Origin of the sequence: Pseudomonas sp. RC10 (genome assembly GCF_038397775.1) — a bacterium.
Classification (GTDB): Bacteria; Pseudomonadota; Gammaproteobacteria; order Pseudomonadales; family Pseudomonadaceae; genus Aquipseudomonas; species Aquipseudomonas bambusae.
In genome coordinates this window covers 1280035-1298820 of the sequence record NZ_CP151650.1, presented here as the reverse complement: position 1 = coordinate 1298820, position 18786 = coordinate 1280035, and the positions used below count along the sequence as shown (strand labels likewise).

15 protein-coding genes and 1 pseudogene are annotated in these 18786 nt (G+C 61.3%); 14 read left to right on the top strand and 2 right to left on the bottom strand.

The genetic code is table 11. From position 1 onward, the window contains the following. The first annotated feature begins 14 nt into the window (after positions 1–14). The 11 genes and pseudogenes from AAEO81_RS05860 (at position 15) to AAEO81_RS05810 (ending at position 13790) form a co-directional block, all read left to right on the top strand. A complete protein-coding gene (locus AAEO81_RS05860; protein ID WP_341962253.1) occupies positions 15–2606 on the top strand; it encodes a TonB-dependent receptor in 2592 nt (863 codons plus the stop codon). A 123-nt stretch (positions 2607–2729) separates the two neighbouring features. Next, positions 2730–3329 carry a biliverdin-producing heme oxygenase gene (locus AAEO81_RS05855; RefSeq protein ID WP_341962252.1) on the top strand — a complete coding sequence of 200 codons (600 nt, stop codon included), beginning with the start codon at positions 2730–2732 and terminating at the stop codon, positions 3327–3329. Between the two features lie 95 nt (positions 3330–3424). Beyond that, positions 3425–3823, top strand: a pseudogene (locus AAEO81_RS05850) (YbaN family protein); the annotation flags it as partial. 267 nt (positions 3824–4090) lie between these two features. Beyond that, the gene (locus AAEO81_RS05845; RefSeq protein WP_341962251.1) at positions 4091–4441 is read left to right on the top strand and encodes a DUF5064 family protein; all 351 of its coding nucleotides are present in this window, start codon (positions 4091–4093) and stop codon (positions 4439–4441) included. Positions 4442–4683: 242 nt separating this feature from the next. After that, positions 4684–6192 carry a sigma-54-dependent transcriptional regulator gene (locus AAEO81_RS05840; protein WP_341962250.1) on the top strand — a complete coding sequence of 503 codons (1509 nt, stop codon included), beginning with the start codon at positions 4684–4686 and terminating at the stop codon, positions 6190–6192. A 468-nt stretch (positions 6193–6660) separates the two neighbouring features. Further along, positions 6661–7044, top strand: coding sequence for a glycine cleavage system protein GcvH (gcvH, locus tag AAEO81_RS05835; RefSeq protein WP_166596413.1), 384 nt, complete (start codon positions 6661–6663; stop codon positions 7042–7044). Positions 7045–7054: 10 nt separating this feature from the next. After that, positions 7055–9913: an aminomethyl-transferring glycine dehydrogenase gene (gene gcvP / locus AAEO81_RS05830; RefSeq protein ID WP_341962249.1), complete on the top strand. Its 2859-nt coding sequence runs from the start codon at positions 7055–7057 to the stop codon at positions 9911–9913. A 114-nt stretch (positions 9914–10027) separates the two neighbouring features. Further along, a complete protein-coding gene (locus AAEO81_RS05825) occupies positions 10028–11404 on the top strand; it encodes an L-serine ammonia-lyase (protein WP_341962248.1) in 1377 nt (458 codons plus the stop codon). A 72-nt stretch (positions 11405–11476) separates the two neighbouring features. Continuing rightward, on the top strand, positions 11477–12601 hold the full coding sequence (gene gcvT, locus AAEO81_RS05820) for a glycine cleavage system aminomethyltransferase GcvT (RefSeq protein WP_341962247.1): 1125 nt from the start codon (positions 11477–11479) through the stop codon (positions 12599–12601). A 392-nt stretch (positions 12602–12993) separates the two neighbouring features. Next, entirely contained in the window at positions 12994–13206 is a 213-nt protein-coding gene (locus AAEO81_RS05815) for a cold shock domain-containing protein (protein WP_003175786.1), read from the top strand. A 95-nt stretch (positions 13207–13301) separates the two neighbouring features. Then, complete coding sequence (locus AAEO81_RS05810; protein WP_341962234.1) at positions 13302–13790, top strand: RDD family protein; 489 nt, start codon at positions 13302–13304, stop codon at positions 13788–13790. A gap of 52 nt (positions 13791–13842) precedes the next feature. Here AAEO81_RS05810 and lptG read toward each other — a convergent pair whose 3' ends face one another. Together lptG and lptF are read right to left on the bottom strand one after the other, a co-directional pair. After that, positions 13843–14904 (bottom strand): LPS export ABC transporter permease LptG, encoded by a 1062-nt coding sequence (gene lptG / locus AAEO81_RS05805; protein ID WP_166596408.1) that lies wholly within the window; start codon positions 14902–14904, stop codon positions 13843–13845. Beyond that, positions 14897–16015, bottom strand: coding sequence for an LPS export ABC transporter permease LptF (gene lptF, locus AAEO81_RS05800; RefSeq protein WP_166596589.1), 1119 nt, complete (start codon positions 16013–16015; stop codon positions 14897–14899). Before lptF ends, lptG begins: the two co-directional genes overlap by 8 nt. 305 nt (positions 16016–16320) lie before the next feature. Between lptF and AAEO81_RS05795 the strand changes: the two genes are divergently transcribed. The 3 genes from AAEO81_RS05795 (at position 16321) to AAEO81_RS05785 (ending at position 18772) form a co-directional block, all read left to right on the top strand. Then, positions 16321–17811, top strand: a complete 1491-nt coding sequence (locus AAEO81_RS05795) for a leucyl aminopeptidase (protein ID WP_341962231.1) — start codon at positions 16321–16323, stop codon at positions 17809–17811. 66 nt (positions 17812–17877) lie between these two features. After that, entirely contained in the window at positions 17878–18306 is a 429-nt protein-coding gene (locus AAEO81_RS05790; protein ID WP_296179595.1) for a DNA polymerase III subunit chi, read from the top strand. Positions 18307–18313: 7 nt separating this feature from the next. Then, positions 18314–18772, top strand: coding sequence for a DNA polymerase III subunit chi (locus AAEO81_RS05785; RefSeq protein ID WP_341962229.1), 459 nt, complete (start codon positions 18314–18316; stop codon positions 18770–18772). Positions 18773–18786: the final 14 nt, after the last annotated feature.

Here is an 18786-nt window from a genome sequence, read left to right as displayed (position 1 = left end):
AGGGAGCGCTATCGATGCCGTCCACGTTCACCCCCGCCACATCCGACTCGCCCAGGACCACCCGCCACTTCACCTTTTCGCTGCTGACCGTGGCGATGTTCAGCGCCAGCCTGCACACCGCGCCGGTCGCCGCTGCCGAGCAGCCTGCACGGGTCGCGGGCAACTACGCGTTCTCGATCAAACAGCAACCGCTGGTGTCGGCGCTCAACGAATTCAGCAAGACCACGGGCTGGCAAGTCGGCATGTCGTCGGACCTGGCGAAGAACGTCACCTCGCCCGGCGTCAGCGGCACAATGTCGGCAGAAAAAGCGCTGGAGCGTTTGCTCGCGGGAAGCAACCTCAGCTATCGCAACCTGGGCAACAACAATGTTGTGCTGGAGAAGCGCAACACGGCAGGCGCATTGGCGCTGGAACAGGTCACCGTCAGCGCGACCCGTCAGGCCCAATCGGTGGATTCCGTCCCCAGCACCGTCACCGTGCACGATCGCGCTGAACTGGATCGGCAGAACGTCAACAGCATTCGCGATCTGGTGCGGCATGAGCCGGGCGTTTCCGTAGGCGGCGCTGGTCAGCGCGCGGGCACCAGCGGCTTCAACATTCGCGGCATCGATGGCGACCGGATTCTGACCCAGGTCGACGGCGTCGAAGTCCCGGACAATTATTTCTCCGGCCCGTACGCCAACACGCATCGCAACTACGTCGATCCAGAAATCGTCAAAAGCGTTGAAATCCTGCGCGGCCCGGCTTCGGCCCTGTACGGCAGCAGCGCCATCGGCGGCGCTGTCAGCTATTACACCCTCGACCCGGAAGACATCATCAAACCGGGCAAGGACGTCGGCGCACGCTTGAAGACCGGTTACAGCTCGGCGGACAACAGTTGGCTGAACTCGGCGACCGTCGCGGGCCGCGAAGGTGATTTCGACGCCATGCTGCACGTCAGCCAGCGCAACGGCCGCGAAACCGAATCCTACGGCGAGCATGGCGGCACAGGCCTGAATCGCACCGCCGCCAACCCGGAAGACGTTCGCGCCACCAACGTGCTGGCCAAGCTGGGCTGGGACTATGGGGATAACGACCGACTGGCGTTCACCTACGAAAAATATAAGGACGACACCCATACCAATCAGAAGAGTGCGGTGGGCGGGCCGTTCATTCCTGGCCGGGGCGCATCCGGCATGTACAGAAGCCGCGAAGGCAACGACGTGATCACGCGCGAGCGCTTCGGTCTGGAAAACACCTTTGCGCTGGATAGCGTGCTGGTCGACAACGTGAAGTGGACCCTGAACTACCAGATCGCCAAGACCGATCAGGACACGATCGAGCGCTATGTGCCGGGCAGCCGCGACGTCTGGCGTACCCGCGACACCACGTATAAAGAACGCCAGTGGATTTTCGACGCACAGCTCGATAAGGCGTTCACCCTCGCTGACACCGATCACCTGCTGACGTACGGCACCACGATCAAGCAGCAAAAAGTCACCGGCAGCCGCAGCGGCACCGCGACCTGCGCTGCCGCGCTGGGCACCTGCCGCACCATCGGTGCCCCTAGCCCGACTGCGTCTGACAGCCTGGCGCCTAACAGCGACTTCCCGGACCCGACCGTAAATACCTACGCCCTGTTCGCCCAGGACCAGATCAAATGGGGCGACTGGACCTTCACGCCGGGCGCGCGTTACGACTACACCACGCTCAACCCCCATGCGACCGAGGAGTTCCTGCGTGCCGTCAGCCTGACCAGCGCTGATCAGTTCAACGATAAAGAAAAGAAATGGCATCGCCTATCCCCAAAACTGGGCGTGACCTATGCGTTCAACGACGCCTACACCTGGTACGGCCAGTACGCCGAAGGTTTCCGCACACCGAGCGCCAAGGCGTTGTACGGCCGCTTCGAAAACCGCACGACGGGCTACATCGTCGAGCCGAACCCCAACCTTGAGCCGGAGAAGAGCCGCAGCTATGAAACCGGCCTGCGCGGTCGCTTCGATCAGGGCACCTTCGACGTGGCGATGTTCTACAACAAATACCGCGACTTCATTAATGAAGACGCCATCCAGCCTGCGTCGTCGAACAACGCGGTGTTCCAGTCCAACAACATCAAACATGCCACCATCAAGGGCGTGGAGGTGAAAGGCCGTCTGAACCTGGATGCGTTCGGCGCGCCGCAAGGCCTCTACACCCAAGGCTCGCTGGCGTATCTGCATGGCCGCAACGACGACACCGGTCAGCCGATCAACAGCATCAACCCGCTGACCGGCGTGTTCGGTCTGGGTTACGACCGCGAGAACTACGGTGGTCTGCTGAGCTGGACGCTGGTCAAGCGCAAGACCCGGGTGGACGACAGCAACTTCCATGCACCGGACGGCTCGTCGAGCCAGTTCAAAACGCCAGGTTTCGGTTTGGTGGACCTGACCGGCTTCTACAAAGTCACCGACGACGTGACCGTCAGCGGCGGCCTGTACAACCTGGCCGACAAGAAATACTGGCTCTGGGATGACGTGCGCGGTTACGACGGCGTGGGTGAAGCCGCTGTCACGCAACCTGCGAATCTGGATCGCCTGACCCAACCGGGTCGCAACTTCGCGATCAATGTGGTGTGGGATATCTGACAGATACGCACGCTCTGTGGGAGCCGCCTTGCTGCTGGCCGGCTCCCACAACTCGTCTTTTTTACGCTTTGGACTGTTTCAACCGTCTCGTCTACATGCGCCACTTTTTCCAAGGAAGACACCATGTCTCAAGACCCGATTCGTCGCTCACAGCGTCTGAACCAGATCACTCACGCCCCTCACGAGCAACTGGACAAGGCCGTCAAAGCCAACGCGCCGTTCGACACCCTGGCCAGCTACACCCGTTTCTTGAGTGCTCAGTACCTGTTTCAACAGGAACTCAAAGCGCTGTACACCGCCCCGCAACTGATCGAGCTGATCGCCGACCTGCCTGAACGTTGCCGCGCCGAACAGGCCAAGGCGGATCTTGATGATCTTGACACGCCCCTCCCTGGCCCCGTGGCAGGTGCGGTCGATGGCCCATCGCAAGCCGAAGCCTTGGGCTGGCTGTTTGTGTCTGAAGGCTCAAAGCTGGGCGCGGCGTTCCTGATCAAGCGCGCCACCGCTCTGAACCTCAGCGAAACCTTCGGCGCTCGTCATTTGAGCGAACCGGTCGGGGGCCGCGCCGAAGGCTGGAAACGCTTCATCCGCATCCTCGATGATCTGCCGTTCAGCGAAGAGCAGGAACGCCAGATCGACCAGGGCGCTATCGCAGCGTTCGAGCGCTTCAACGTGCTGCTGAACCATGCCTATACGTCGGCTGCCGAAGCCGAACCCGCCTGAAACGAAGCGTTTGCCGCCCAGCGCTGTTAAGCTGGGCGCCTTTTCGAGGACCACCTCCCTTGAAAAACATCGTCACACTGCCGCACCCGAGACCCATGACCAACACACCCCCAGGCAGCAAACTGTCCCGCATCCTCTTTGGCATCCTGGCCTACGTCAGCCTGGCCATCGGCATCATCGCGATTTTCATTCCGGGCCTGCCGACTACCGAGTTCATCCTGCTGGCCGCCTGGGCCGCGACCAAAAGCTCGCCACGCCTGAGCGCCTGGCTGGAAAACCATCGCCTGTTCGGCCCGATGCTGAGCAACTGGCGCAACGGCAAACTCATCGCCCGCAGCGCCAAAATCAGCGCAACGGTCACGATGCTGATATGTGCGGTGGTCATGCTGGTGGTACTGAAACACAACTGGTGGATCTACTTCGCGGTCACGGGGATGGTGCTGGTGAACGTCTGGATCTGGTCGCGGCCTGAACCAGTGGCGCGAAACGCCGAATGCTCGGAGTCCTCCGGCCCAGAGTGTGTAAAAACGTCACGAGCGATGATGAGGCAAGGCAAAAACCGGTGAAAAACGGCCGGGGTCGCGATCGACTCTAGGTTTTCTAAATGAGCATTTTTCGCCTGTTTTTAACGCAGCATCATGCGCGTGACGCCGAAGGCGTTCAGCCTGCAGTAGTTTTTACACGGTCTGGGCCAAAGGTGAACCCCTGACATGGCACACGGTCTCCTCCTTACGATCATCGTCTCTTGAGGGAGCAGTCACATGTTCGAACCAGGCCATCTGCACATTGCCCAACCCGCCCTGCAGCCAGACGACATCGGCTACGACATCCACATTCGCTACGAAATCGCCCAGACCGACGCCGGTGCCGGGATGCATTTCACCCTAGAAGGTGAGATCAACGGCAAGCCGGTGAACGAAGTCTTCGACCTTCCCAAAGACAAGGCCTACAACTTCGCCAGCGAAGCCTCACGCATCGCCGAGAAATATGGTCTGCCCAAAGACGTCGACCTGCACGACATGCACGGCGATTACGACGCCATGTTCGAAGACATCCGCGACAAGCTCGACATGAAATCGGGTGATGCGGTGAAACCGGAACATCTGGAATAGCGCTGCCAATCGCCTGCCGCCCTCATACAGGCGGGCACGCCTTGATCTGTGGGAGCGAATTCATTCGCGAAGAATGGCTCAGGCGCTGTAGACGGGTCGTCTGGACCCACGTCTCGCGAATGAATTCGCTCACACAGGTCGGTGCATGGCAGGCACACCACGAGGGCCGTCCCGGTCGCACGATGTCACGCCATTTACTGGCATAATCGCCCCCGTCTTCCGCCCGAACTTCTGCCTACCCCATGCGCATCCACGTTACGTTCATCGACCGCGTCGGCATCACTCAGGAAGTGCTGGCGATTCTGGGTGGGCGAAACCTGAACCTCGACGCGGTGGAAATGGTGCCACCGAACGTCTACATCGACGCCCCGACCCTCAGCCACGAAGTGCTCGAAGAACTCAAGGATCGGCTGTTTCGCGTGCGCGGCGTGGAAGCGATCACCGTTGTCGACATCCTTCCCGGCCAGCGCCGTCACCTGCAACTCGATGCTCTGCTCGCCGCCATGACCGACCCCGTGTTGGCCCTGGACAGCGCGGGTCATGTGCTGCTGGCCAACCCTGCGCTGATCGCACTGTGTGGTCGAGAGCCGGCGGGCGAATCCGTGGGCGACCTGTTTTCCGATCCGGCCCTGCACGCGGCGTTGCTGGAAAACGGCTTCCGCTTGCCATTGCGTGAGGTCACCCTGAATGGCGAGGCGCTGTTGCTGGACGCCACGCCGATCACCGATGCGGGCGCGCTGCTGACCTTGTACCTGCCGAGCCGCATCGGGGAACGTCTCTCAGCGCTGCACCACGATCATGCCGAAGGTTTCGACGCGCTGCTTGGCGACTCCACCCCAATCCGCACCCTCAAGGCCCGCGCCCAGCGAGTCGCTGCGCTGGATGCGCCGCTGTTGATCCAGGGCGAAACCGGCACCGGTAAGGAATTGGTGGCCCGTGCCTGCCACGCCGTCAGCGCCCGTCACAGCGCGCCGTTTCTGGCGTTGAACTGCGCGGCGTTGCCGGAAAGCCTCGCCGAAAGCGAGCTGTTCGGCTACGCCCCCGGCGCGTTCACCGGCGCACAACGGGGCGGCAAACCGGGGCTGATGGAACTGGCGAACCAAGGGACGGTTTTTCTCGATGAAATCGGCGAAATGTCACCCTACCTGCAGGCTAAGCTGCTGCGCTTTTTAAACGACGGCAGCTTCCGGCGAGTGGGTGGGGACAAGGAAGTGCAGGTCAACGTACGCATCCTCAGCGCGACCCACCGCAACCTGGAAAAAATGGTCACCGAAGGCACCTTCCGCGAAGACCTGTTCTATCGCCTGAACGTGCTGAACCTTGAAGTCCCGCCCCTGCGCGAACGGGGTCAGGACATCCTGCTGCTCGCCCGGTACTTCATGGAACAGGCCTGCACGCAGATTCAGCGCCCCGTCTGCCGCCTCGCGCCCGGTACTTACCCCGCGCTGCTCGGCAACCGCTGGCCCGGAAACGTGCGGCAATTGCAGAACGTGATCTTCCGTGCGGCCGCGATTTGCGAGAGTGCGCTGGTAGACATTGGTGATCTGGATATTGCGGGCACGTCGGTGGCCCGAGAAAATGACGGCGAGATCGAGAGCCTGGAAGCGGCTGTCGAAGATTTCGAAAAATCATTACTGGAAAAACTCTACAGCCATTACCCCTCGACCCGACAACTGGCCGCGCGCCTGCAAACCTCTCACACCGCCATCGCCCATCGGCTGCGCAAATACGGGATTCCGGGGAAGCACTGATTCGTCGCACATCCCGCGTTGATGAATAACCGCTGGCGCCTGAGGACGCCGAAACCTGTGGGAGCGAATTCATTCGCGATGCGGCTGAACAGACGAAGGATGTGTATCGGTTGTACCGGCCCTTCGCGAATGAATTCGCTCCCACAGAGAAATTCCGGTTCTTTAGAGAATTCACGGTGAAGCCCGTGGGCAATCACTCTACTGAGAAGATTGGAACGAATTCGCAACGTCGTAACGTTTTCGTTCCAAATCCCTTTTCCCCGCGTCTGACAAGGCCTTGATCCCCCTACGGTTTTCAAACCCCGCTTAGCCGTAGCGATTTCGCTACACCTCGCACCAGAGCCAAACCTGGAATCACGCCAAAACCCTTGATCTACGGCCTTCGCACAAGGTTGGCCGCAAACTTGCTATGACCTACCCATCATGCTCGCGCCAACGACGAGCAATCTTTCATTCAGGGGAGTTTCCATGAGCGAGTTGCGTTTTACCGAAGATCACGAGTGGCTGCGGGCTGAAGCAGATGGCAGCGTCACGGTCGGCATCACGGCTTTCGCGCAGGACGCACTGGGTGACGTGGTCTTCGTTCAACTGCCTGAGCTACAGTCTTACGACCAAGGCGCAGAGGCCGCTACCGTTGAATCCGTCAAAGCCGCCAGCGGCGTGTACATGCCACTGACTGGCGAGATCGTCGAGATCAACCCTGCGCTGGACGCCAACCCGGAACGGGTCAACGAAGACCCGATGGGCCAAGGCTGGTTCTTCCGTTTCATCCCTTCCGACGCCGCTGCTGTCGGCCAACTGCTGGATCAGGACGCCTACGACCGTCTGATCAAAGCCAACGCCGAAGCCTGAGGAACGCGCAATGACTGATCGCATCGAATTGAGTACCGCCAACGAGTTCATCGCCCGTCACATCGGCCCGCGCGCCGATGACGAGCAAGCGATGCTCGCCACCCTGGGTTTCGACTCACTGGAGGCCTTGAGCGCCAGCGTCATCCCTGAATCGATCAAAGGCACCAGCGTGCTGGGCCTGTCCGCAGGTCAAAGTGAAGCCGATGCGCTGGCTGACATCAAAGCCATCGCCGCCAAGAACCAGCTGTTCAAGACCTACATCGGTCAGGGTTACTACAACACCCACACCCCGGCGCCGATCCTGCGCAACCTGCTGGAAAACCCGGCCTGGTACACCGCGTACACCCCGTACCAGCCGGAGATTTCCCAAGGCCGTCTGGAATCGCTGCTGAACTTCCAGACCCTGATCAGCGACCTGACCGGCCTGCCGATCGCCAACGCCTCGCTGCTGGACGAAGCCACCGCCGCCGCCGAAGCCATGACGTTCTGCAAACGCCTGAGCAAGAACAAAGGCAGCCAGAAATTCTTCGCCTCCGCTCACTGCCATCCGCAGACCCTCGACGTGCTGCGCACCCGTGCCGAGCCGCTGGGCATCGACGTGGTCGTGGCGGACGAAAGCCAGCTGAGTGATGTCAGCGAGTTCTTCGGCGCCCTGCTGCAATACCCGGCGAGCAATGGCGACGTGTTCGACTACCGCGAGCTGGTCGAGCGCTTCCACGCCGCCAACGCGCTGGTGGCTGTTGCGGCTGACCTGCTTGCCCTGACCCTGCTGACGCCGCCGGGCGAGTTCGGCGCCGACGTGGCCATCGGCAGCGCACAACGCTTCGGTGTGCCGCTGGGTTTCGGTGGCCCGCACGCCGCTTACTTCTCCACCAAAGACGCCTACAAGCGCGACATGCCGGGCCGTCTGGTGGGCGTGTCCATCGACCGTTTCGGCAAGACCGCGCTGCGTCTGGCCATGCAGACCCGCGAGCAACACATCCGTCGCGAGAAGGCCACCAGCAACATCTGCACCGCGCAGGTCCTGCTCGCTAACATCGCCAGCATGTACGCCGTGTACCACGGCCCGGTCGGCCTGACCCGCATCGCCAACCGCGTTCACCACCTGACCGCAATCTTCGCCAAAGGCCTGAGCCAGTTGGGCCTGAACGTCGAGCAAGCGTTCTTCTTCGACAGCGTCACCTTGAACACTGGCGCAAAAACCGCCGAACTGCACGACAAGGCACGCACCCTGCAAATCAACCTGCGCGAAGTGGACGCCGAGCGTCTGGGCGTTTCGCTGGACGAAACCACTCAGCAAGCCGACGTCGAAGTGCTGTGGACACTGTTCGCGGCCAACGGTCAGGCCCTGCCTGATTTCGCCGCACTGGCCAACAGCATTGAAGCGCGCCTGCCTGCTGAGCTGAAGCGTCAATCGCCAATCCTCAGCCACCCGGTGTTTAACCGTTACCACTCCGAAACCGAGCTGATGCGTTACCTGCGTCGTCTGGCCGACAAGGACCTGGCGCTCGACCGCACCATGATCCCGCTGGGCTCGTGCACCATGAAGCTCAACGCCGCCAGCGAAATGATCCCGGTGACCTGGGCCGAATTCGGCAATCTGCACCCGTTCGCGCCGGCCGAGCAAAGCGCTGGCTACCAGCAACTGACCGACGAACTGGAAGCGATGCTCTGCGCCGCCACCGGTTACGACTCGATCTCCCTGCAACCGAACGCCGGTTCGCAAGGCGAGTACGCGGGCCTGCTGGCGATCCGCGCCTATCACCAGAGCCGTGGCGATGAGCGTCGCGACATCTGCCTGATCCCGTCGTCCGCCCACGGCACCAACCCGGCGACCGCCAACATGGCCGGTATGCGCGTGGTGGTGACGGCGTGCGATGCGCGCGGCAACGTTGACATCGAAGACCTGCGTGCCAAGGCCATCGAGCACCGCGAACACCTCGCGGCGCTGATGATCACCTACCCGTCGACCCACGGCGTGTTCGAAGAAGGCATCCGCGAAATCTGCGGCATCATTCATGACAACGGCGGCCAGGTGTACATCGACGGCGCCAACATGAACGCGATGGTCGGCCTGTGCGCGCCGGGCAAGTTCGGCGGCGACGTGTCCCACTTGAACCTGCACAAAACCTTCTGCATTCCTCACGGCGGTGGCGGCCCGGGCGTTGGCCCGATTGGCGTGAAGTCGCATCTGGCGCCATTCCTGCCGGGTCACGGCAAGATGGAGCGCAAGGAAGGCGCGGTCTGCGCGGCGCCTTTCGGCAGCGCCAGCATCCTGCCGATCACCTGGATGTACATCCGCATGATGGGCGGCGAAGGCCTGAAGCGCGCTTCGCAGCTGGCGATCCTCAACGCCAACTACATTTCCCGTCGTCTGGAAGAGCACTACCCGGTGCTGTACACCGGCACCAGCGGTCTGGTGGCCCACGAATGCATCCTCGATCTGCGTCCGCTGAAAGAAACCAGCGGCATCAGCGTCGATGACGTGGCCAAGCGCCTGATCGACTTCGGCTTCCATGCGCCGACCATGTCGTTCCCGGTCGCTGGCACGCTGATGATCGAGCCGACCGAAAGTGAGTCGAAAGAAGAGCTGGACCGCTTCTGCGACGCCATGATCAAGATCCGCGAAGAAATCCGCGCGGTCGAAAGTGGCGCGCTGGACAAGGAAGACAACCCGCTGAAAAACGCCCCGCACACCGCAGCGGAGCTGGTCGGCGAGTGGAGCCATCCGTACAGTCGCGAGCAGGCCGTGTACCCGGTTGCCTCGTTGATCGAAGGCAAATACTGGCCGCCGGTCGGTCGTGTGGACAACGTGTTTGGCGACCGCAACCTCGTCTGCGCGTGTCCGTCGATCGAAGATTACGCGTAAAAAAACAGCCCCGAGCTGTCAGCTGCAAGCTACAAGTGAAAGCGGATCTGCTTTGGCTTGTAGCTCGCCGCTTGCAGCTCGTCCCTCGCTACTGCTTTTCACCGGAGCCTGATCATGTCCCTGAGCGTGTTTGACCTGTTCAAGATTGGCATCGGCCCCTCCAGTTCCCACACGGTGGGCCCGATGCGTGCCGCTGCGCGGTTCGTCGAGGGCTTGCGCCGTGATGACCTGCTTTCCTCCACCGCCAGCGTCAAGGTCGAGCTGTATGGCTCGCTCGGGGCGACGGGCAAAGGCCACGGCAGCGACAAGGCCGTGCTGCTGGGCCTGGAAGGTGAACACCCCGACACCGTCGACACCGAACACGTGGCCGACCGCTTGCAGCGCATCCGCGGCAGCGGGCGCATCAACCTGTTGAGTGAACACGACATCGAGTTCATCGAAAAACAACACCTGGCGATGATCCGCAAGCCACTGCCTTACCACCCAAACGGCATGATTTTCCGTGCCTTCGACGGCGCTGGCCTACAGATTCGCAGCCGTGAGTACTACTCCGTCGGCGGCGGATTCGTGGTGGACGAAGACGCAGCGGGCGCTGATCGCATCGTCGAGGACAGCACTCCGCTGCCCTACCCGTTCAAGACCGGCAAGGAATTGATGGCCCACTGCGCAAGCACCGGGCTGTCGATCAGTGAGGTCATGCTGGCCAACGAATCTGCCTGGCGCAGCGAAGCGGAAACCCGCGCCGGGCTGCTGAAAATCTGGCAGGTCATGCAGGATTGCGTCGAAGCCGGTTGCCGCAACGAGGGCATTCTGCCGGGCGGTCTGAAGGTCAAACGTCGGGCTGCAGCGCTGCATCGGCAGCTGTGCAAAAACCCGGAGGCGGCCCTGCGTGACGCGCTGTCCGTGCTGGACTGGGTCAACCTCTACGCACTGGCGGTCAACGAAGAAAACGCCAACGGCGGGCGCGTGGTCACGGCCCCTACCAACGGCGCGGCAGGGATCATTCCAGCCGTTCTGCATTACTACATGCGCTTCATCACCGGTGCGAGCGAAGACGGTGTGGTGCGCTTTCTGCTGACGGCGGCTGCCATCGGCATCCTTTATAAAGAAAACGCCTCGATTTCCGGCGCTGAAGTGGGCTGTCAGGGCGAAGTCGGCGTGGCCTGTTCCATGGCGGCGGGCGCGCTGTGTGAAGTGCTGGGCGGCAACGTGCACCAGGTCGAGAACGCTGCCGAGATTGGCATGGAGCACAACCTCGGCCTCACCTGCGATCCCATTGGCGGGTTGGTTCAGGTGCCGTGTATCGAGCGCAACGCGATGGGCTCGGTGAAGGCGATCAATGCCGTGCGCATGGCCCTGCGCGGCGATGGGCAGCACTTCGTCTCGCTGGACAAAGTGATCCGCACCATGCGCCAGACCGGCGCCGACATGAAGAGCAAATACAAGGAAACCGCCCGTGGCGGGCTGGCCGTGAACATTATCGAGTGCTGATCTCAGCCTGAATTTCATCGGGCGCCGTGCGGTCAACGCCACGCGTCCGGAATCGCATTGAAGGAGTCAACGATGTCCACAACCGAACTGTTGAAAACCCCGCTCAACGCCCTGCACCGGGAACTGGGCGCCAAGATGGTCGAGTTCGCAGGCTACGACATGCCCGTGCAATACCCGGCAGGCGTGATGAAGGAACACCTGCACACCCGCGATCAAGCCGGGCTGTTCGACGTGTCGCACATGGGTCAGATTCTGCTGAAAGGCGCCAATGCCGCCAAGGCGCTGGAAACCCTGGTGCCGGTGGACATCATAGACTTGCCGGTGGGCATGCAGCGTTACGCAATGTTTACCAATGAAACCGGCGGGATTCTGGATGACCTGATGGTCGCCAATCTGGGCGACGACACGCTGATGCTCGTGGTCAACGCCGCGTGCAAGAACGAAGACTTGGCGCACTTGCGTCAGCACATCGGCAGCGAGTGTGAAATCACGCCGCTGTTCGAAGCACGTGCTTTGTTGGCCCTGCAAGGCCCGCAGGCCGTGACCGCACTGGCACGGCTTGCGCCCGCCGTCGCAAAAATGACGTTCATGCAATACGCCCCTGTCCAGATTGATGGCATCGACTGTTTCGTCAGCCGCTCGGGTTACACCGGCGAAGACGGCTACGAAATTTCCGTACCCGTCGATCAGGCTGAATCGCTGGCGCGTCGTCTGCTGGCGGAACCGGAAGTCGCCCCGATTGGCCTTGGCGCTCGGGATTCGCTGCGCCTGGAAGCAGGCCTTTGTCTCTACGGCCACGACATGAACACTGAGACCACGCCAATTCAGGCCAGTCTGTTGTGGGCCATTTCCAAGACTCGTCGCGCTGATGGCGCCCGTGCGGGCGGCTTCCCGGGTGCAGAACAGGTCTTCGCCCAGCACCAAAGCGGTGCAGCTCGCAAGCGTGTTGGCCTTCTTCCGCAAGAACGCACGCCGGTGCGCGAAGGCGCGGAAATCGTCGATGCCGATGGCAAAGTGATCGGCGCAGTGTGCAGCGGCGGTTTCGGCCCGACGCTGGGGGCGCCGCTGGCTATGGGTTATGTGGACGCTGCATTCACCGCACTCGAAACGCCGGTCTGGGCCATCGTCCGTGGGAAGAAAGTGCCTATGCTAGTGAGCAAAATGCCTTTCGTTGCGCCACGTTACTTCCGCGGCTGATACACCCGTCAAAAAACTGCGGCACCGCAACAGTGCAAGTCACTGTTCGAATGCCGCAGTCTGGCGCTCCCCAAACAGCAATCAAACTGTCAGAAAACTGCACTTCCAGATACGTCTCAACAGTAAAAACTATCGATTCGCCGCCCCTGGTAAAAGTTTTCAAAAAATGGCCGAAAGCCCCTGAAACCGGGCTTATCCGGGGCTTGTTTTTCTTGCGGGAGTTAGCGTAGAGTTTCTCGACTGTGTTTGCATAGGTCGCTGGGATCGTGACCTGGGCAGTAGCGCCAAAAGCAATGCTACATCCCGCTCTACGTTTCTTCTTCCTGCAACCAGCCCAGTACTCTTTCGTGTGAAAGAGACTGTCATTAATTTATGCTCCAAGGAATAAGAAAATGTCTCAACGTCAGAGCGGTACCGTTAAGTGGTTTAACGACGAAAAAGGTTTTGGTTTTATCACTCCAGAGAGCGGTCCGGATCTGTTCGTCCACTTCCGCGCTATTCAGGGCAACGGCTTCAAGAGCCTGAAAGAAGGCCAGAAAGTGACTTTCGTCGCTGTGCAAGGCCAGAAGGGCATGCAGGCCGACGAAGTCCAAGCCGAAGCCTAAGTCGCAAAACGAAAAGCCCCTGATGTCACCATCAGGGGCTTTTTTATGCCTGCGATTCAGTAAACTGGCTGCACCTCGCCGAATGAGCGCTGCCCGTGCCCAGACATCCATTGCATCCCCAAGGCGATTTCCCCCCTGCCGGATTGGGCCGCCGCTTCGCTGCCATCTGCTATGACGGACTGTTATGCGTTGCACTGCTGATGGTGACGACCTTCCTTTATAAGCTGATCTGGATGGGTTTCGTCGGCGAGGCGAAATTGCGTCAGTTGTCCGAGTCCGGCGCGCTGGATGGCGACCCGCTGCTCTCGACGATTCTGCTGTTCACCCTCTTCGCGTTCTTCGCCAAATTCTGGACCCACGCCGGGCAGACGCTGGGCATGCAGGTCTGGGGTATCCGCGTGCAAAACCCCGACGGCACCGGAATCAGCCTCTGGCAGGCGCTGCTGCGCTTCGTGGTGGCCATCGCGTCGTGGTTGTGCGTCGGAATGGGTTTTTTCTGGTGCCTGATCGACAAGCAGAACCGCAGCTGGCACGACCTGTATTCCGAGACGCAACTGGTGCGGATTCCGAAACGGAAGACCTAGGCAGGCACAAAAAAGCCGACCCAGAGGTCGGCTTTTCATTGCAGTCCTGCGATCAACCCGCCCGGCGCAACAGCCAGACACCCGCCAGCGCACACACACCAGCAGGCACCAGCACTGCGAACAGCGGCGAGAAGCCGAACACCAGACTCGACGGGCCCAGCAGGTCTTGGGCGATGCGGAAGGTGAAGCCCACCAGCACGCCGGTGAACACCCGTTGACCCAGCGTCACCGAACGCAGCGGACCGAAGATGAAGGAAATCGCCATCAACACCAGCGCCACTGTCACCAGCGGCTGGAAAATCTTGGTGTAGAACGCCAGCCAATAACGCCCGTTCGCCAGGCCCTGATCCGCCAGGTAATGCGCATACCCGTACAACCCTGTCATGGACAGCGACTCTGGCGGCAGCACCACGGTGCTCAGGAGCTGCGGGCTCAGGGCGATGTTCCAGCGCTCGTCCGGCGTGTTGACTACCTCGGTGCGGCCTTCATGGAATACCGTGGTCGAGACGTCCTTGAGCTCCCAGTAATCAGTCTTGTAATTCGCCTGCTTGGCGAAACTGGCGCTGAGCATGTGGCGCTGATCGTCGAAACGGTAGCGCGTCACCCCGTACAGCAGGCCATTGGGCTGTACGGTGTTGATATGGATGAACTCATCCCCCTGACGGTGCCACAGACCGTGCCGGGCACTCTGTGCGTCACCGGTGCCCTGGGCCAGCGAACGGGCCGCCTGGGCGGACGCTTCGGTGACAGGCGCGACGTATTCGCCGATCAACAGGCCCGCAACCATCAGGATCAGCATCGGCTTCATGACCGCCCAGACGATCCGGCCAATGGAGACACCCGCCGCTCGCATGATGGTCAGCTCACTGCTGCTGGCCAGGGCGCCGAGGCCGATCAGACAGCCAATCAGCGCCGCCATCGGCAGCATGTCATAGAGACGACGCGGCGCAGTCATGACCACGAAACTGCCCGCGTCCCAGAAGGTATAGGTGTCGCTGATGTCGGCCATCTCATCGATGAACGCGAACAACGAGGCCAGGCCGAGAATGATGCCCAGCACGGCCAGAATGGCCATGAACACGCTTTTGCCGATATACCAATCGAGCTTAACCATGAGCCACCTCCGACGCGTCGCGGCGACTCTTCATTTTCAGGCGCATCGGCTCCCAGTACAGCAGCCCCAGTCCGATGGCGAGGAAGATCACGTGGACCCACCACAACCCCAGCGGCCCCGGAATCTTGCCCTTCTCCAGCGCCCCGCGCGCGGCGATCAGGATGGTCAGGTAGGCCATGTACAGCAGAATGGCGGGCAACAACTTGAGGAAGCGGCCCTGACGCGGGTTCACCCGCGCCAGCGGTACGGCCATCAAGGTCACGATGAAGACCAGAATCGGCAACGAGATGCGCCATTGCAGCTCGGCCTTGTTTCGCAGGCTGCTCTCACCCGTGAGCAACTCGGTGGTCGGAATCGCGTCGCGGTCGGTGATTTCGTCGCTGATATCTGGCTTCGGCAACAGGGCGCCGTAAGTGTCGTACTTGATCGCGCGATAATCGGCCTGCCCCGGATTGCCGTCGTAGCGATAGCCGTTGGTGAGGATCAGGTAGCGGCTACCGTCAGGCTTGATTTCCTGTTTGCCCTTCTCGGCCACCAGTACGGTGATGCCGTGGTCTTTCTTTTCTTCCAGCTTCTTTTCGGAGATGAACACGCCGCCGAGGTTGATGCGGTCGTCGGTCATGGTCTCGGTGTAGGTCACGCGGCTGCCGTCACGCAGCAACTGGAAACGGCCCGGCACCAGAGTGTCGAACTCGGTCATGGCGTCCTGCTTGTTGATCAGCAACTGGAACTGGGTCGCGCCCTGAGGCGCGAGGCTGAAACTCAGCCAAGCCACCAGCAGCGACACCAGCGCGGCAGGCGCGAGGGTCATCCACAGCAAACGTTGCTGGCTCATGCCGGTGGCGGCCAGCACGGTCATTTCGCTTTCGAGGTACAGACGGCCGTAGGCCAGCAGGATGCCGAGGAACAGCCCCAGCGGCAAAATGAGCTGCATGAAACCTGGCAGGCGGAAGCCCATAATCAGAAACAGCACGCCTGGATCGAGCGCACCGGAGGCCGCCTGAGCGAGGTACTTGATGAAACGGCCACTCATGATGATTACCAACAACACGGCGCTCACAGCGCTCAAGGTAACCAGCACTTCTCGGGACAGGTAACGGAAGACAATCAAACCAGACACTCCAGGGTCGTCACGCTCAGACAGCCTGACAAGGAAATGGGTCAATCATGGGACGCGCGACCGCGAACCAGCGAAAAAATATGCGGCATTATCCTGTGATTGGGTGTGTCTGTCACTGAGCGCGCCGGATACTTGCTTAACCCAAGCTGACACGGGGGCAGTTATCGGGGTTGTCATCCGTCCGTCAGCGGGGTCAAACTGCGGGCCTTGCCGCGAGCGCCGTGCTGCAAGGCATTGGCAGCCGTCGCGTCGCGCATTCATTTGCGATAACCCACAGTTTATTCGGGGACCCCGACATGGAATTGGTTGTTAAGAGCGTCAGTGCAGAAACCTTGAAGACCGCCACACTGGTGGTCGCTGTCGGTGAAGGCCGTACCCTGAGCGACATCGCACAAAGTATCGATACCCTGAGCGGCGGCGCCATCAGTGCCGTGCTCAAACGCGGCGACCTGGCCGGCAAAGTGGGCCAGAGCCTGTTGCTGCACAGCCTGCCGAACCTCAAGGCCGAACGCGTCCTGCTGGTGGGCACCGGCAAAGAGCCTGAGCTGGGCGACCGCCCTTTCCGCAAACTCATCAGCGGCGTGCTGAACACCCTGAAAAGCCTGGGCGGCACCGATGCAGCCTTTGCGCTGGATCACCTGAACGTCAAAGGCCGCGACATCTACGGCAAGAACCGCCTGCTGGTGGAGACACTGGTCGATGGCGAATACGTGTTCGATAAATTCAAGAGCCAGAAAGTCGATCCGCGTGCCTTGAAGAAAGTCACCCTGCTGACCGCCAAGGCGACCGTGGCCGATGTCGAGCGCGCCGCCAAGCATGCACAAGCGATCGCGGCCGGTGTGGCCGTGACCCGTGATCTGGGCAACATGCCGCCGAACATCTGCCACCCGACCTACCTGGGCGAACAGGCCAAGGCGTTGGGCAAGGCGCACAAGGGCCTGAAGGTCGAAGTCTTCGACGAGAAGAAAATCGCCGAGCTGGGCATGGGTTCGTTCCTCGCCGTTGGCCAGGGCAGCGCCCAACCGCCACGCCTGATCGTCATGCAGTACAACAACGGCAAGAAAAGCGAAAAGCCGTTCGTGCTGGTCGGTAAAGGCATCACCTTCGACACCGGCGGCATCAGCCTGAAACCGGGACTGGGCATGGACGAAATGAAGTTCGACATGTGCGGCGCCGCCAGCGTGTTCGGCACCCTGAATGCCGTGCTGGCACTGCAATTGCCGATCAACCTGGTGTGCATCATTGCGGCGGCCGAGAACATGCCGAGCGGCAATGCCACCCGCCCTGGCGACATCGTCAAGACCATGAGCGGCCAGACCGTTGAAATCCTCAACACCGACGCCGAAGGCCGTCTGGTGCTGTGCGACGCCCTGACCTACGCCGAACGCTTCAAGCCGCAAGCGGTGATCGACATCGCCACCCTGACCGGCGCGTGCGTCGTGGCGTTGGGCGGCCACACTTCCGGTTTGCTGGGCAACAGCGATGCGCTGATCAACCAAGTGCTGGAAGCCGGCAAACGCGCCGACGACCGTGCGTGGCAACTGCCGCTGTTCGACGAATACCAGGAGCAACTGGACAGCCCGTTCGCAGATATCGCCAACATCGGCGGCCCGAAAGGCGGGACCATCACGGCGGCTTGCTTCCTCTCGCGCTTCACCAAATCCTACGAGTGGGCGCACCTGGACATCGCCGGTACGGCATGGCTGAGCGGCGGCAAGGACAAGGGCGCCACAGGCCGTCCGGTGCCGTTGCTGACCCAATACCTGCTCGACCGCGCTGGCGTGTAAAACGCCCTGGACCCCGCCGCTGCCCTTCTCGAAAGGTCCCGGCGGGGGTCACGCTCTGGAACGTTCATGACTCAAGTCGATTTTTACATCCTGCCCAGCGCCGACCCGCTCGCGCGTCTGGACTTCGCCTGCAAACTCACGGACAAAGCCTGGCGCCTCGGGCATCGCGTTTACCTGCATTGCAGCGACGCCGAGCAACGTGCCGAACTGGACGCCCGCCTGTGGCGTTTCAAAGGCGAAACCTTCGTGCCCCACGGTGCGGTCGAGGACGATCACGACGCTCCGGTGGCATTGGGCATCGGTGACGATCCCGGCCCTCATCAGGATTTGCTGGTCAATCTGGACCTGCGCATCCCCGAATTCTTCAAACGTTTCGCCCGCATCGCGGAGATCGTGGTGGAGGAACCGTCCATCCGGCTGGCGGCGCGAGAGAGTTTCCGCTTCTACCGTGAACAGGGCTATCCTCTCCAGGATCACCGACTGCAGCGTCTTTGAGCACACGATGGACAATACAAAACACCTGAAAGACTCCGCGCATTTGCTGGATGACCTTGAGTCCATCCGCCAGTTGCTCGGCGATGATTCCCTGCAACCGCCTCTGCTGACCGACACGGTCCAGAGCGAAGGCCAGATCCCCTTGTTGTTCGACGTGGTCAGCGGTCAAGTGATTGCTACCGACGAGCACGAGGTCCGCGCCGACGACATCCCGGTGCTGACGGCCGAGCCTGTCGCCGCTCTGGCCCCCCCGGCGCCTGCCGCCGCGCAGCCCGAGCCGGAAACCGTTCGCGCACCGAACCCTGACGACCTGCTCCATCTCGACAGCGAACTGCGCGCCGCCGCGCAACTGATCATGCAAGACGTCATCGACGACTTCGCCCCGCACATCGAAAACGAAATCAAGCGTCGGCTTGAAGCGCGACTGGAGCGGTTGCTCGCAGGAGCTACAAGCGGCAAGCTTTAAGCTGCAAGCTTCTG